This is a genomic window from Mucilaginibacter sp. NFX135 (genome assembly GCF_048565145.1).
Taxonomy (GTDB): Bacteria; Bacteroidota; Bacteroidia; order Sphingobacteriales; family Sphingobacteriaceae; genus Mucilaginibacter.
The window spans coordinates 2,196,722-2,212,324 of record NZ_CP183412.1; the positions used below are offsets into that span (position 1 = coordinate 2,196,722).

Here is a 15,603-nt window from a genome sequence, read left to right on the forward strand (position 1 = left end):
TTAATCTGTCATACTCCGTCTTGATCTTCATCATTTAATTATTGATTTGCCTTTGAAGCAAGAACAGCTCTTTTGCCAAGTTTCAATAGCTCAACCCAGATTACCGATAGTATGCCCACTCCAGAACTAAGCGACAGCCGGGCAAGGCTTAAGGGTTCAAATCCAAAAAAAGTTGACAAAGGATGGATATAGAACAATGATCCGGAAACTATGATCGTGATGCCGAGCACAACGGGCACGAGGTTATTCCTGTACTTAATGGTAGTTAACAGTGAATAATAAAAAGAACGGTTTACCAAAGTCAGCAGAATATTGGCGACGATCATGGTACTGAATACCATAGTACGCGTAGTGGTTTCATTGAAATGCCGGGATACGGCAAACAGGTAAATACTTAAGGTACCCGCCGTGATAACCAGTCCCTGAATGACACTTGTCAGGAGTTCCTTTCCGTTAAAAAAGGTTTGGGTAAATGCCCTGGGTTGCTGCATCATGGTATTCTTTTCCATAGGCTCATTTTCATAAACGATGGAACAGGTGGGCCCCATGATCAGCTCGAGAAAAATGATATGTACTGGTGAAAAGATATTGGGATATATCCAGCCGAGGAACAATGGAATAAATACAGTAAGGATAATAGGGATATGGATGGAAATAATATACTGGATGGCCTTTTTAAGATTAGCGTATATCCTTCTGCCCATGGCTATCGCATTTGTCATTTTTGACAGGTCATCATCGGCAAGGACCAGGGAGGCGGCTTGTTTGGCAATCTCTGTTCCTTTTTTGCCCATTGCAATGCCAATATGTGCCGCTTTTAATGCGGGCCCGTCATTTACGCCATCTCCGGTCATGGCCACAATCTGGTTGTTAGTTTTCAAAGCCTGAACGACCCTCAGTTTCGCCTCTGGGAACATTCGCGTAAATATGTTGGTGTTGAGAGCGGTTTTCTGTATTTCTTCATCGCTCTGTATCATTAGGGCCGCACCATCGATACATTTATCATATCCCTTGAATCCGATCTTTCCGGCGATGGATGCAGTTGTCGCCGCATTGTCACCGGTAATGATTTTAACCGCTAAACCCGCTTGATAGAATGCTTTTAGCACATCTGTAATATTTGCTTTTGGGGGATCGTAAAAAGCAACGATCCCTTTAAATGTAAATCTGAATTCCTGCTGGTTGGTTGGGTACTCCTCTTTTCCGAAGATGGCCTCTGCAACGCCTAAAACCCGGTATCCGTCATTAGCAAACGTGGCAATGGCAGCCAGGGTACGCTGGTGCTCCTCTTCGCTCAACACGCTTACATGGATGATGGCTTCCGGCGCTCCTTTGGCGGCAATGATCCGGCGCCCCGAACCATCAGCGAAAATATGAGTCATCATAGGAGGTTTGCCGCCCAGCGGATATTCATGGATCATGTGGTAAAATGGCCTTTCATCAGTCGCAAATAGTTGCGTATAAGCATGATGCAGGGCAATCTCCATCGGGTCAAAGGGCATAGGCTCACTGGCCCACATGGCCATTCTGATCAAATCCTGTTCATTTGGATCAAACAAAGCTACATCCTTAGCAACCCGATTTGATCGCAAGGCGAAGACACCGGCCAGGCTCATCCTGTTCTCGGTGATCGTTCCCGTTTTGTCTGTACAGATCACCGTTGCGCTGCCGAGGGTCTCCACCGTTTTCATTTGTTTGACCACCACCCCCATCTTCATCAGACGCCAGGCGCCGATGGCCATAAAGGTGGTAAATGCCACTGGTATTTCTTCCGGTAAAATACTCATTGCCAGCGTAAGCCCTTTCAACAGGCTATCCAAAATGAGAGCCGAACGGTAATAATTGATCGCCCAGACAATCAGGAATATGATGGCGCCGGCGATCACCATCTTCCTGACAAAGCTACCGATCTGCAGCTCGAGCGGCGTCTGCTCCTCGGGTATGGTTTCCAGACTTTTACCAATTTTTCCCAGCCTTGTTTCATGGGCAATAGCTGTTACCGTAGCAATCGCAAGTCCGCTGGCGACCGTTGTTCCCTGGTAAATAAAGTGGTCACTTTGTTCCGGATCTTTATAAACGGGTAGCGATTCCCCGGTGAGAATGGATTCATTCACCGAGAAATCATTGGCTTGAACAATTACAGCATCGGCCATAATAGCCGCCCCCTCTTCGATAACCAGGCTGTCACCTACGACCAGTTCCTCGGACCTTATACGTACTGTTTTACTATTCCGGATAACATCGCAGCCGGTTTGTGTGTAGTGCCTGAGTTGTTCCATGGCATTGCGACTCCGGGAGTCCTGATACAGGGAAATAGCAGAAACTAATATAATCGCAAAAGCGAGGAAAAAACCATCCCCGGTATTGCCAGTGACAAAATAAATTCCTGAGGTGGCCAGCAGCAACATGACCATAGGCTCTTTGAACAGGCTTTTGACCGCATCAAAAAAGCGATTCTCCTTTTTATGAACCAACTGGTTAAGACCGAATTGTTTTCGGGCTTCGATTACCTGTGCATCATTCAATCCCTTTATGCCGACTATTTTTGCAGTTGGAGATTCGAGACGGAGAGTAATTGGAGTAGCTTCCATCATTTATTTTTAAGTATTGATGTGACTTGTTTGCTATGCACATGTTTTAAATAGGCGTGCAGCAATCGGGCGGGAATACCAGTAATGGAATGGTAATATGTTTAGCCAGCCGCTGCGTATGACTGCCGCCGATCAGTTTCGAAAGGAAGTGACGAGGACGATGGACCATAGCCAACATATCAATCTGGCTGTGTTCATAAAGCCAGTTCAGGCCGAGATCCACATCGATACTCTTGACATGGCGGTAATAGATTTTTGGATAATTGACCTTATCCGACACTTCAGCCAGGAAATCGTCGATCTCACGTTGTTCCGCATGTTTTTCATATTTTTCGTCAGTAATATGATTAACGAGAATCTCCGCGTTAAAATAGCGCGCCATGCCGGCCAGGGAATGAATCACTTCAATATCCCCCTTGCTCAAATCGGTGGCAAAGGCGATCTTTTTTATAGGTTGGTAAATAAAATCTCCCGGAATAAGCAAAATTGGGAACGTGGCTTTTTCAATCATGTCACGGCTATTACTGCCCAGAAAAAAACGACTGAAGCCGCCTGCTCCCGACATACCCATTACAACCAGCGACATTTTCTGTTCATCCATTGTATTTCTGATCACCTCGGTTACCGAGCCAACTTCACTGCTGTAACCAATGGCAGGTTGATAACCTGGAGACAGACCCTCCACTTGTTCTTCCAGTTTTTGCTCGAGCTTTTCGACAGACAGTTCCAATTGCTCTGTTACAAAACTTTTTATAGAGGTGTAATCTTCCAGCGGCCATGCAACCTGTGGTGCCATCGGGGCCTCTGCAGGCACTGTAATCGCGCTGCATAACCGGATGCCGGTTTTCATGCTTTTAGCCAGATGCAGGGCGTAGCATGCGGCATTGCTTGCAGGCGCGGAAAAATCGGTGGGAACTAATATCGTTTTCATATAGGGTGGTTTTAAAGTTTTATCCTGTACAAAGTTTGCTTTTTCCTCCTTACCCATACGTGCCCCTGGTCACCTGAATAAATGATATCGGACACAAACCTTTGATGCCGGTTTGGCCTATTATTCACGCTGTTTCAATCAGCATCAGACAATGAGCTGAGCATATGATTTTTTAAGATCACAGGAGACTGCAATTTTGGTGGACCGATCAAAAAATCAATTGAGTTACGGAAACAGATAAAGAAATCCCAAAACTTAGTTTCACATCCCTGCAGTAGTTGCCCGATAATAAAAATCATGGGTGAGGCTGATGATATCCTCTTTAAGTTTCTGTTGTTGCTTATTCATAACATTTACGGTGGTATCTGTTGTATGATCTCCTGACAGACGAGTTGGGGACAATAAGTAATCGTGCCAGTTGCCGATTGCTTCCTGTAGCTGTTTCAGGTAATCTTCATTCAGTGTTATGCCAAGCGTTGCTTGAACAAGTTGATAATTGTAGAGCAGAACTTTAATCCGTTTCCGGCACTCATGTAATTTTTCGTTGAACTGAAGCGGCGCTAATGCACCTGCAATTTGTTGAAGCTGGTCTTCGTAAAATTGATGGACAGACGAGTTTTTGATGGATTTTATATTCTTTTTAAGTACTCCATGTACACTTTGGGTCTTTTTTAAATATTTGAGGACTTTCAACCTGAATTTTCTGCTTGCCTTTGCTATCGGCAAATCCGGAGATGTTCTTGTATTGGGCTCTGGTCTGTCAGCTAATTTATGTTTGATATAGGTGTTTCGCAACTTGCCGGCTTCTTTAAAGATTTTCTTTACCAGCTTGAACTTTTTGTTCATATTGGAATGAGGAGACAGGGTATCGGATAAGGTGAAGAAAGCCCTTAGCTTTTTTACCTGTACCCGGAACCGATGCAAATCTTCCTGTTGCCCTTTCTTTAAGTAGGATTTAAGATATGCCTTCATCCTCTTCCATTCCTCTTTGAAATATTTAATACCGTTCTTCTTTTTCATGTGGCGAGACCAAATTTCTATAAGATTATTTTATAAAACTAACGAACGGGTAAGGGTCCTCCTATGACTATGATCATCCTGGTCTCCCGCTCAGGTCACCTATTGAAGTGATGATTATCATTTTATGGCGAGGCTTCTTTCATAATCTTTGTAATGAGCGTTTACGGGATACTAAAGAACCACCGGATGAACCATATAGTAAAAATAAGAAAGAAGGGGACAGGAAGGATAAATCCTTATGTACTATTTCTGTTGGTCGAATTACTGCTGCTCATTCTTTTGGTGATCTTCCACTTTTTTAACCCGTCAGGCTTTTAACTATAATCATTAATAGGCAAAAAATGTTAGGTAAATTGACAACAAAGGAAACAGAGGACTTGTTAAGGCAACAGGTCACCGGTCGTATCGCCTGTTACGCGGATAGTCGTCTTTATATCGTCCCGATTAACTACGTGTACGACGGTGTACATATATACGGCCATGCCGCCCAGGGAAAGAAAATTGACATGATGCGCAAGAATCCTGAAGTGTGCTTTGAGGTTGATGATATCCAAAGTATATTCCGCTGGAAAAGTGTGATCGCCTGGGGACGGTTTAAAGAAATAACTGATATAGATGAAAAGCAGCAGGCGATGCAGTCCATTATCCACCGGATCATGCCGCTGGCTGAAAATGCACCTGATCACCCGTCTCATGGTATCACAGAGAAGGAAAGTGATGTGGGTATAAAGGTGGAACTAATTGTTTATAAAATAACCTTGACAGAAAAGAGCGGGCGATATGAGTATTGAATCTTATATTTAGTTAACGGGGCCGGTCTGCTTATTGCATTTGCCGCTCTGTACTAACAAATGCGGGGGCAAAGCCGAATGTTTCGGAATTTATTTACCGCGCTTATCCTTACTTCGGGATATTGTTTTTCAATACGGCAAAAACGCAGCGAACGGCTGCTTTTCATGATGAGCCTGGTTTTTAATAAAGACCCTAATATCAGCATCACCACTTTTCTGATGTAGGATCACCATAATATATGACCATTGTCAGTTTTTTACTGCGTGCTATTGGCCAGCTTTACATCACAAATTAGAAGTGTAAAGTCATGAGAGCAATAGTAATTACCACTGATTTTTCGGACGGTTCAAAACAGGTAGCCCGCTTTGGGTTTGAGCTTGCCAAACAACTAAGAACCGATGTGACGCTATGCAATGCCATGATCATTCCGGCAGAGATCCCTCAGGCAGGGATTGTAGCCTGGCCAGTGGATGTTTATGATGATTTAATGGAAGACAGTACAAAGGAATTAAGTCATCTCAAAGAGACCTTGCTTTCTGGTAATCAACCAAAAGATGCATTTAAACCGACAATTACCTGTTTCATTGAGTCGGGTACTGTATGTGATGTTGTTAACCATGCTGTTGATCTTCAGTCCCCTGGTTTAACGGTTGTCGGTTCTCATCAGCATGAGGGTTTAGGTCAATGGATGATCGGTAATCATGTCCGGGGGGTAATTGACACCAGTAAAATTCCCTTGTTGCTGGTTCCGGCTGGAACTCATTTTAAAAAAGTCAAAAAAATAGCGTTTGCCACTGATTTTAGTGATATGCGGCAGGATTTGAATTGCATTCGTAAACTGGTTACGATAGCCGAACGGTTGAATGCCGGCATTTTGTTGATACATGTGAATAATGAAGATCAAAACACGCCTCAGCATTACCTTACTCAAATATTAAAGGAACTGACAGAGAAAGCAAGTTACCCGAAAATCGATTATCAGCTGATTAAGGATAGCCGTGTGGTAGCAGGTCTGGATTGGCTGATCGAACACGGCGATATTGAAATGCTGGCAATGGTACATCATACACACGGCTTTTTTACCGGCTTGTTAAAAGGCAGCCATACTCAGAAAATGGCTGGACATATACAGATCCCCTTGCTGATTTTTCCCGATACTCTATTTGTTTAAATTCAACACTTATTAAATATTATTATGAACACAGCACCAACCGATAGCCAACTGGAGTATGAACTACAGGAGCTGTATATTCTAAGCGAGCACTGGCTGCAAGACATTTCTTTTTTGGAGGATGAATTGCGGTTTTTTAACCATATTCTAAGCGAATACCGGGAGCCTGGAATGTCATCAACAGTGGTGGACTTTACAACAAAAGTTCAGGAGCAGGAAAAGCATGTGAATTTCCTTAAGATAAAGATTCCGGAGTTTCTTCATTTTCTAAAGCCGTTTATCAGCGACCAGAAAAAAGGTATGGATCTTGGTTTTCTTGAAAAATACAATAAACTGGAAACTGAATTACGGCTTTTATTTGCTGCGGTTAAAGCGACTAAGAAAGAGCTGTTCAGACACACGGAAGCGATCATGACCACGGACAAAACATTACAAACGAGGTAAACTTCCATCCATTGATATGAATACGATCGCTGTACTGACTGATTTTTCAGAAAGATCTGTCCACGCCACACGTTTTACTTTGCATATGGCAAAAAAAATGAAGGCAAAAGTATTATTGTTCAGCATGAATACTGTTCCTGCAAACCGGCGGCTGGTAACAGCCGATGGACCGCCATATTTAATCAACTCCTGCAATGAGCTGGCAGATTTTACCCGGTGTATGGAACTTGACCTGCAAAACAAGTCATTTCCGGGTGCTTATTTACCCGGATTGACGTTCCAGGATGTAGGCCCTGAACTGGTGGACATCATGACCGCCATCATGAAAAATGAAGAGGTAAATATGATCGTTACTTTCCCACCCGGAGCGGACGACCTGGCAACTTACATACTCAGCGATGTCTGTACCCGGATCATCGATTGGGCCGCTGTTCCGGTGCTTGTCATACCTGAAAACGCGGTAATCAAAAATTTTGAAAAGATTGCTTTTGCGTCGCAACTCCACGAGGAGGATATTCATTCTGTTGCCGAATTGGGTGAACTGATAGAAGGTTTCGCTGCGGAACTCATGATTGCCCACCTGAATGAGGATCCTTCGGACGTTTGGGTGCAAAAGGATGAAGAGCAACTTAACCGTGATTTATATCAAAAACTGAATTGCGGCGGGTTTTATTTTCGCAGTATTCCCGATATGGGAGTGCAAAAAGATTGGGGCTGGTTGAATGCCAATAAGAAAACGGATCTGCTCGCTGTTGTCCAGCAACCGGGAGAACAAATGACCAGGTTTTTTAAAAGAGGGCAGCATAGCCAGGTGACCTATCATATTGCGATCCCGGTGATCATTCTTCCTAAGCGACCCTGAAACACAAAAAGATATATCAAAGGGGCTTTACCTGAAGTACCGCCCCTTCGTCTTTTAGCTCATATCGCTATCCCGCTTAATTTCGCTTCTGAATGGGTTAGCTCCCTGATCCAATCCAGGAAAAAGAGGTTCGTTTGGCTGGCGGACTCAGTGAAAAGCGTTTTATAATAGTCGATACCATCCTGTAACTGCAGCTTGAACTTGGTCAGTTGTTTCTTCTTCTTATCGCTCAACTCCTTTAATTGAGATTGGAGGTCACGCTGCAGGTAGTCGATATACAGGTTCAACTCCTTGATAAACATATGAGGCCTCCTGACCTTATCCAACAGGTCCACTGTACCATAAATATGCCTGATCATTTCTTCCAGCGTATAAGTTCTGGAGAAATAGGCCAGGTTAGGGCCGGGGCAGATGGCAACCGCGTTGTTTTCCCTGGGTTTCAGCATATCATACTTGATATACGCGGAAGCACAAAGTCCTTCGCAAAGGCATATTTTTTCAACTACGGATTGGTATTGTTGTTCATACTCCGGCTTTGGAAGATCCTGGGTACGTAGTTGTGCTATTTTTAGCTGCTGATATTTCCGGGAAGCAGTGCAGATGGGCTTTTCAGTGAATTCTGTGTTTGTGCATAAATATTTTTTGGTACATGGGCTGCCTGGCCGATTATTGTCAAGGCGCTTTTGGCGGAGTATTTCAGACGTACTCTTTCCAAAATTATTGAACAAAATGCCAAGAGGAGACGCGCCACTTAGATAATAATCTTCTTCCTCCGCCTGTTCCAGTTGCTCCAGGGTTTCTTTGTCCACATTCGTGACTTCCGGGACCAGTAAAAAAGGGCTGCCCCAGCCGGTCGCGTCCAATTCGTAATGGTCAAGCAGAAAATCGTTTTCTAAAGCTGTGCCGATCCCGCCCTGAACACTCAGCCGTTGTATAGGGGCTTCAGCACAGGTAATCCCTTTTTCCAACAGTGCGTTTTGGTAACTCTTAAAAAGCTCTTCTGCCATTTCCTGTCGCTTCTGCCTGAATTCTTCCAGGATAGGTCCAAGCAGGTATCCTTCCGTCGCAAATGCATGGCCGCCGCAATTAAGCCCGGATTCCACCCGGAACTCGGATATCCAAATCCCTTTTTTAGCCAAAAATCTGGCCTGGATAAATGCGGAACGAAAATCACTCACCTTCAAGATAACCTTTTTATGGAGTAGTCCGTTTTCGTCAGGATAAAAATCCGCAAAAGTTTCCAGGTAACTGTATAACCGCGGGTTCATGCCTGCGGACAGGATCACTGAAGATTGCAGGTTGCTGATGGCAAAGCCGCGAAGGGCAGCTAATGCATCTGTATTCAGGTCACCACTGGAATCTCCGTTTGCAGCATAATTCATTTTGTCGACTTTAGACATGATATTGACATCAATGGCGCCCGGTTTCATTTCCTGTTTGAGTAATCCCTGAAGGTGTTTTTTTTGCCAATTATCCTGGAGTTCCAACATCAGATCATAACCCTGTCTTAAACGCGAATATTCGGGAAGCAACTCAAAATAACGACATAGATCGTTCCCTGTTTCAAATGGTAAAGCTTTCAATTCTTCGAACTGTCTGTTAATCAGACGGTCAACCAGGTTCAGGTAAGCTGTGATTCTCCTGGCTCTTGCATCATCCTCTTTTTTTAAAATAGGGGTAAATGTTTCACCGGCGAGCCGGGTATGATATTGGCGCATTCTTTCGATCAGTTCATCGTCGACAATAGACAAGGTAGAGGATATGCCGTAACGGGCAATTTTTAAAGGTGTATCAATAGAATAACCTAATCCTAAAACAGGGATATGAAACGTATGGCTCATGGTGATATAAATTAACTTGCTTTTATTAAATTTTAAATATTCGGTTTATTAATAAATCATTTGTTTTCCCCACAACAGATCCTCCATTTCCTGGGCTTTCGGAAACAGGATATTATTTTTCAGGTGGAAATGAAGAACAGCATCAGCTTCATACTCAGCCAGCAACTTGTACAATATCGGGCAGGTACTGGACGTATAGGCAGGGGCAATATAACCGTTGGTTAACAACCTTATTTGCTTTAGATTTTCTGCCACTTTTGCGCTGTCAGCCTGTAGCGGGTATAACAAGCTGGCTATTGGCCCAAAATCAGCAGCGCTTATTTTTACCTCGGTTTTACAAGCTGTATTTAACTGGATTATATAAGGAAACAGCATGGCTTGTTCATGGGCACTTTTCAACTCGAGTAGTCTGCCGGTGCTGGAAAATAGATCTGCGATCTGCTTAATTTCGGGATGGCGCACCCGGTCAGATTCAGCGACTTTATGCGCCAGCTCGGTAATGAACCTGGTTTGTGTATTGATAAAACGATGATGAAACTCGATGATATAATTGATCAGAAAAGCAATGTCCCAGCTGATGTAGTTTGTTTCTTTTTCAGGTACAATGGCGTTTATTTTGGCCAATTGCGAAAAAACCTTTTCATAGGGTAGTCCATTTTCTCCACAGGCTTGTCGGAGCGTTTTATATCCAGCGAAACTAAAATCGATATTCAAGCTTCTGAGCACATGAGCTTTACGGTAATCTTCTGAAATGATCTTTCCTAACGTTTCTTCCTGGTAGCTTATCTCATTTTTTATAATTTCTACGCTCCAGATGGCCGGGCCATTTTCAAGCATCTTCCATTGAAAAGCCGCCGCGCCGTGCCTGGCCAGTAGCGGGGGATAAAGCTGCGATGGTTCATGATCATCGGTAACAATCATGGCATTTTTCGGTCTTAGGACATCAAACTTTTTGAAGATGACCTGGTATTTTAAACCGGGGGTAATGTTAGCTATATCTATTATCTCGGGTGTGTCCATCAAAAGAATTTGACTGCAAAGCTATTCCGTGACGGTTGTTCAATAAATGATCAAGGTCATATATCACTGAAAGTGATGGGAATCACTTTTTTAACTAATTCCAATCATTCCAGGGGGATTGGATATCCTTCATTTTTGGGCAAGAAAATGAAGGAAAAATGCCGGAAATTATAACCCACGTCAAAGCCAGCTGCTATCATTGCGGTGACGAATGCCTGACCACCTCCTATAAAATAGAAGAAAAACAATTCTGCTGTCAGGGTTGCCAGAGCGTCTATGAAATATTGTCCGGCGCCGGGCTTTGCAGCTATTATAATTATAATGCCCACCCTGGTACCACGCGTATAAGATCGGATAAAAGGTTTGATTACCTGAGTGATCCGGTGATCCTGGCGGAGCTGCTGGATTACACGGATGAACATTTATCGATTATTACGCTGTATATTCCGCAGATCCATTGCAGTTCCTGTCTTTGGTTATTGGAACAATTGAACCGTTTTAATCCGGCCATCTATTATTCAAGGGTGGATTTTCTAAAGAAGCAGCTGATTGTACGGTTCGATCCCAGGGAGTTCAGCCTGCAGCAACTGGTGGAACTCCTGTATGACGTAGGTTATGAACCCCTGATCAGTCTGCAGGATATTATCCAAAAGCAAAACAAAGCAGAAAAAGGCGACCTTGTACAAAAGATCGCTGTGGCGGGTTTTTGTTTTGGTAATGTCATGCTGCTCAGCTTTCCGGAATATTTCGGACTTTCAGGCTATGAACAGACATTCAGGCATTTTTTTGGTTACCTGAACATCCTGTTTACCTTGCCGGCCGTATTTTTTAGTGGTCGCGGTTACTTTATTTCTGCCTGGCATAACTTAAAAAATGGGATACTGAATATCGATTTTCCGCTGGCGCTGGGTATTGCCGTACTGTTTCTGCGAACTGCCATAGAAATTATTACCTATACGGGGGCGGGCTTTGCGGATACTTTGTGCGGGTTGGTGTTTTTCCTGCTGGTCGGAAGATTTGTCCAGCAGAAAACCTATCATCATATTTCCTTTGAAAGGGACTACCGTTCCTTCTTTCCGGTAGCGGTTCAAATCGTCAAAGAGGGGGGAGAGAAACCTGTACCGCTTTCCGGCCTGACAACCGGGCATCGCATGGTGATCCGCCACAATGAGATCATTCCTGCTGATGCGATCCTGCTGAAGGGACAGGGCCTGATCGATTTCAGCTTCGTAACCGGGGAATCGGTACCTGTCAATAAAACATTAGGTGAGATCATTTACGCAGGGGGGCGACAGACCGGCGAGGCTATTGAACTGGAAGTGGTCAAGCCTGTATCTCAAAGCTACCTGACCCAACTGTGGAATAATGAGGCGTTTACCCGCAGACAGGATAACCGCATGAAAACCTTTAATGAAACCGTCAGTAAATATTTTACGATCGTTTTGATCACTATTGCGGTTGGCTCTCTGCTGGCCTGGTTGCCGTTTAACTACAGGCGCGGGATTGACGCTTTTACCGCTGTGCTCATTGTGGCTTGCCCCTGTGCGTTGGCATTAAGTACCCCATTCACCATGTCGGCTGCGCTAAGCATTTTTGACCGCAACCTTTTTTACCTCAAAAATACCACGGTGGTGGAACAAATGGCCCTTATCGACACGCTGGTTATGGATAAAACGGGCACGATCACTACCGGCCGCGGCAAGCGTATCGATTTATCCGGAGCGTTGACGACGGATCAGCAACAATTGATCTACAGCGCCTGTGTTAATTCGATCCATCCCCTGAGCCGTATGATCTGCAAATACTTCGGCGCTTTGGAAAAACTTCCCGTGACGTATTATCAGGAATTACCAGGGAAAGGGATTACGGCCATCATCAACGGACATCTGCTGCGCATTGGCAGCGGTAAGTTTGTCTTCGGCTGTTTTGAAGAAACCAAACTGATGACCCGGGTTCATTTAATGATGGATGGGAGCTATCTGGGCTATTTTACCTTTTTACAGGAATATCGTGAGGGTATGGAACGGATAGGGCAGTTAAAGTCTGCCTATTCCCTTTATCTGCTGTCCGGCGATCAGGACCATGAACACGACCAACTGCTCCGGTTCTTTCCTGATGAGGGACACCTGTACTTCAGCCAAACCCCACAACAGAAACTCGACCGGATTGAAGGGCTCCAGCGGCAGGGTCACAAAGTCATGATGCTGGGTGACGGTTTGAATGACTCCGGGGCTTTGAAACAAAGCGACCTGGGTGTAGCAGTCACGGATGATGTAAATAATTTTTCGCCAGGTAGTGACGCGATTCTTGACGGTCGTTCTTTTCACAAATTGCCTGCATTTCTGCGTTTTTCAAAAGACACCGTTCACATCATCCATACCTCTTTCCTGATCTCACTTATGTATAACCTGGTCGGTCTGAGTTACGCGGTCACCGGCCGCCTGTCACCTCTGGTGGCAGCGGTACTGATGCCGCTAAGCACCGTGACCATCATCTCATTTACCACGCTCGCCACTCATTTTGCCGCGAAAAGGAGAAAACTCCTATGAACATCATCTATTTCCTGATCAGCTGCAGCGTCTTGCTTGCCTTGATCTTCCTCTGCGCATTTTTCTGGGCCCAGCGCAGTGGACAAAATGATGACCTCTATACACCATCGATGCGGATCCTGCTGGATGATGACGAGCCGAAAGCCGACGAAAAATGATTTCAATCATTTTTTAAACCCACCGCCGTCATGCGGTCACCCAATAAGCCTTAATAATTTTACCACCATAAACAGAGAACAATTTATGCAACCCGAAAATTTTTACTATGACAACAAAATCGTCCGGAATTTTGGTATTGCTACCGTAGTTTGGGGGATCATCGGTATGACTGTCGGCCTCGTCGCGGCCATCCAGCTATTCCACCCAGGGGCCAATATGCACAACCAGTACACCACTTTTGGGCGCATACGGCCACTGCACACCAACGCGGTAATTTTTGCTTTTGTGGGCAACGCTATTTTTATGGGCGTGTATTATTCCCTGCAGCGATTGTTGAAGGCAAGAATGTTTAGTGATGTGCTTAGCCAGATCCATTTCTGGGGTTGGCAGCTGATCATCGTTTCCGCCGTCATTACCCTGCCGCTCGGTTTTACCACTTCACATGAATACGCGGAACTGGAATGGCCCATAGATATCGCCATTACCATCATTTGGGTGGTGTTTGGCTGGAATATGTTCGGCACCATTTTTAAACGCCGCGAAAGACATCTTTACGTAGCGATCTGGTTTTACATCGCCACGTTTGTTACCATTGCAGTGCTGCACATCGTCAACTCTTTTGAGTTGCCGGTGTCTCCCCTTAAAAGTTATATGGTGTACGCTGGTGTGCAGGACGCGCTGGTACAATGGTGGTACGGCCATAATGCCGTTGCATTTTTCCTGACTACACCTTATTTGGGTATGATGTATTATTTCCTGCCGAAAATGGCTAATCGTCCGATCTATTCTTATAAACTAAGCATCCTGCATTTCTGGGCGCTGATTTTTATTTATATATGGGCCGGCCCTCACCACTTGCTGTATACCACACTGCCAGGCTGGGCCCAATCATTGGGTGTCGCCTTTTCCATCATGCTGATCGCTCCAAGTTGGGGCGGTATGATCAATGGTTTATTGACCCTTCGCGGAGCCTGGGATAAGGTAAGAGATGACGTGATCTTGAAATTTATGGTTGTCGGGCTGACAGCCTATGGTATGGCCACCTTCGAAGGGCCGATGCTTTCCCTAAAGCAGGTGAACGGTATCGCGCATTTCAGCGACTGGATCATTGCCCACGTGCACGTCGGTGCCCTGGGTTGGAATGGTTTCCTAACTTTTGCTATCCTGTACTGGCTCATACCCCGTATTTATAAAACAGAATTGTTCTCCAAAAAGATGGCTTCCTTCCATTTCTGGATCGGGACGCTTGGCATCCTTTTCTACGCCATCCCGATGTACTGGGCAGGTTTTACGCAAAGCCTGATGCTGAAGGAGTTTACCCCCGAAGGTATGTTAAAATATCCCAACTTTTTAGAAACGACCCTCCAGATCCTGCCCATGCATATGATGCGCGCTGCCGGGGGAGCCATGTACCTGTTGGGTGTTATCGTAATGGGATATAACCTTACACGTACCGCCTTACAGGGTAAACTGGTGGCTAATGAAGCAGCGCAAGCCATGCCGCTGGTACCTGCTCACGAGATCGTCCCGGAAAGCAGCTGGCACCGCAGGCTGGAGCGCAGACCCGTCCAGATGCTGATCGCGGCACTACTCGTTATCCTTGTCGGAACCTTTGTGGAGCTGATGCCCACCTTAACGATTTCTTCTAATATTCCGACTATCGCAGCGGTTAAACCTTATACACCACTGGAATTGCAGGGTAGGGACCTCTATATCCGGGAAGGCTGTTCTAACTGTCACTCGCAAACAGTCAGGCCGTTCCGCTCAGAAACAGAACGCTACGGAGAATACAGTAAGGCGGGCGAGTTTGTTTATGATCACCCGTTTTTATGGGGGTCCAAACGTACAGGACCTGATTTGGCCAGGGAAGGACAGAAATATGGTAATGCCTGGCACTATAATCACCTGATGGACCCGCGCCTGATGTCTCCAGGTAGTGTTATGCCGCAATATGACTGGCTGATCTCGCAGAAACTAGATACGACCACGACACGGTCCAAAATACATGCCATGCGCATGTTAGGCGTCCCTTATCCTTTAGGTTATGAAAATACGGCTAACCGGGATCTGGATAAACAGGCAAAACAGATCAGTGAGAACCTGTATCTGGACAAAATCAAGGTTAAAAACAACCGGGAGATCATAGCGCTTATTGCCTATCTACAAAGATTAGGAACAGATATCAAAGCCAATAAAACAGCCGATAACGCTAAATAAGAAAGA

General features: G+C 45.0%; 12 protein-coding genes. 7 read left to right on the plus strand and 5 right to left on the minus strand.

Translation table 11 applies throughout. From position 1 onward, the window contains the following. Positions 1-38: 38 nt before the first annotated feature. The 3 genes from ACNURT_RS09480 to ACNURT_RS09490 form a co-directional block, all read right to left on the minus strand. Positions 39-2,525 (minus strand): cation-translocating P-type ATPase, encoded by a 2,487-nt coding sequence (locus ACNURT_RS09480; protein WP_419701529.1) that lies wholly within the window; start codon positions 2,523-2,525, stop codon positions 39-41. A gap of 112 nt (positions 2,526-2,637) precedes the next feature. Beyond that, entirely contained in the window at positions 2,638-3,522 is an 885-nt protein-coding gene (locus tag ACNURT_RS09485; RefSeq protein WP_419701530.1) for a universal stress protein, read from the minus strand. Positions 3,523-3,783: 261 nt separating this feature from the next. Further along, positions 3,784-4,542, minus strand: coding sequence for a CHAD domain-containing protein (locus tag ACNURT_RS09490; RefSeq protein WP_419701531.1), 759 nt, complete (start codon positions 4,540-4,542; stop codon positions 3,784-3,786). Positions 4,543-4,883: 341 nt separating this feature from the next. Here ACNURT_RS09490 and ACNURT_RS09495 point away from each other — a divergent pair, with 341 nt between their 5' ends. The 4 genes from ACNURT_RS09495 (at position 4,884) to ACNURT_RS09510 (ending at position 7,811) form a co-directional block, all read left to right on the plus strand. Next, positions 4,884-5,333: a pyridoxamine 5'-phosphate oxidase family protein gene (locus ACNURT_RS09495; RefSeq protein WP_419701532.1), complete on the plus strand. Its 450-nt coding sequence runs from the start codon at positions 4,884-4,886 to the stop codon at positions 5,331-5,333. A gap of 308 nt (positions 5,334-5,641) precedes the next feature. Continuing rightward, positions 5,642-6,505: a universal stress protein gene (locus tag ACNURT_RS09500; protein ID WP_419701533.1), complete on the plus strand. Its 864-nt coding sequence runs from the start codon at positions 5,642-5,644 to the stop codon at positions 6,503-6,505. A 24-nt stretch (positions 6,506-6,529) separates the two neighbouring features. Next, on the plus strand, positions 6,530-6,949 hold the full coding sequence (locus ACNURT_RS09505; RefSeq protein WP_419701534.1) for a hypothetical protein: 420 nt from the start codon (positions 6,530-6,532) through the stop codon (positions 6,947-6,949). A 16-nt stretch (positions 6,950-6,965) separates the two neighbouring features. Further along, positions 6,966-7,811 (plus strand): universal stress protein, encoded by an 846-nt coding sequence (locus ACNURT_RS09510; RefSeq protein ID WP_419701535.1) that lies wholly within the window; start codon positions 6,966-6,968, stop codon positions 7,809-7,811. A 59-nt stretch (positions 7,812-7,870) separates the two neighbouring features. Here the strand turns inward: ACNURT_RS09510 and ACNURT_RS09515 are convergent, their stop codons facing one another. Together ACNURT_RS09515 and ACNURT_RS09520 are read right to left on the minus strand one after the other, a co-directional pair. Further along, positions 7,871-9,652, minus strand: a complete 1,782-nt coding sequence (locus ACNURT_RS09515; RefSeq protein ID WP_419701536.1) for a hypothetical protein — start codon at positions 9,650-9,652, stop codon at positions 7,871-7,873. Positions 9,653-9,700: 48 nt separating this feature from the next. Continuing rightward, positions 9,701-10,672, minus strand: coding sequence for a DUF542 domain-containing protein (locus ACNURT_RS09520; protein WP_419701537.1), 972 nt, complete (start codon positions 10,670-10,672; stop codon positions 9,701-9,703). Positions 10,673-10,830: 158 nt separating this feature from the next. On the opposite strand from ACNURT_RS09520, the gene ACNURT_RS09525 reads away from it, so the two are divergent. From ACNURT_RS09525 to ccoN, 3 genes are all read left to right on the plus strand, one after another. Further along, the gene (locus tag ACNURT_RS09525; RefSeq protein WP_419701538.1) at positions 10,831-13,221 is read left to right on the plus strand and encodes a heavy metal translocating P-type ATPase; all 2,391 of its coding nucleotides are present in this window, start codon (positions 10,831-10,833) and stop codon (positions 13,219-13,221) included. Continuing rightward, positions 13,218-13,379: a cbb3-type cytochrome oxidase assembly protein CcoS gene (ccoS, locus tag ACNURT_RS09530; protein ID WP_419701539.1), complete on the plus strand. Its 162-nt coding sequence runs from the start codon at positions 13,218-13,220 to the stop codon at positions 13,377-13,379. Before ACNURT_RS09525 ends, ccoS begins: the two co-directional genes overlap by 4 nt. A gap of 85 nt (positions 13,380-13,464) precedes the next feature. Then, entirely contained in the window at positions 13,465-15,597 is a 2,133-nt protein-coding gene (ccoN, locus tag ACNURT_RS09535; protein ID WP_419701540.1) for a cytochrome-c oxidase, cbb3-type subunit I, read from the plus strand. The last annotated feature ends 6 nt before the right edge of the window (positions 15,598-15,603 follow it).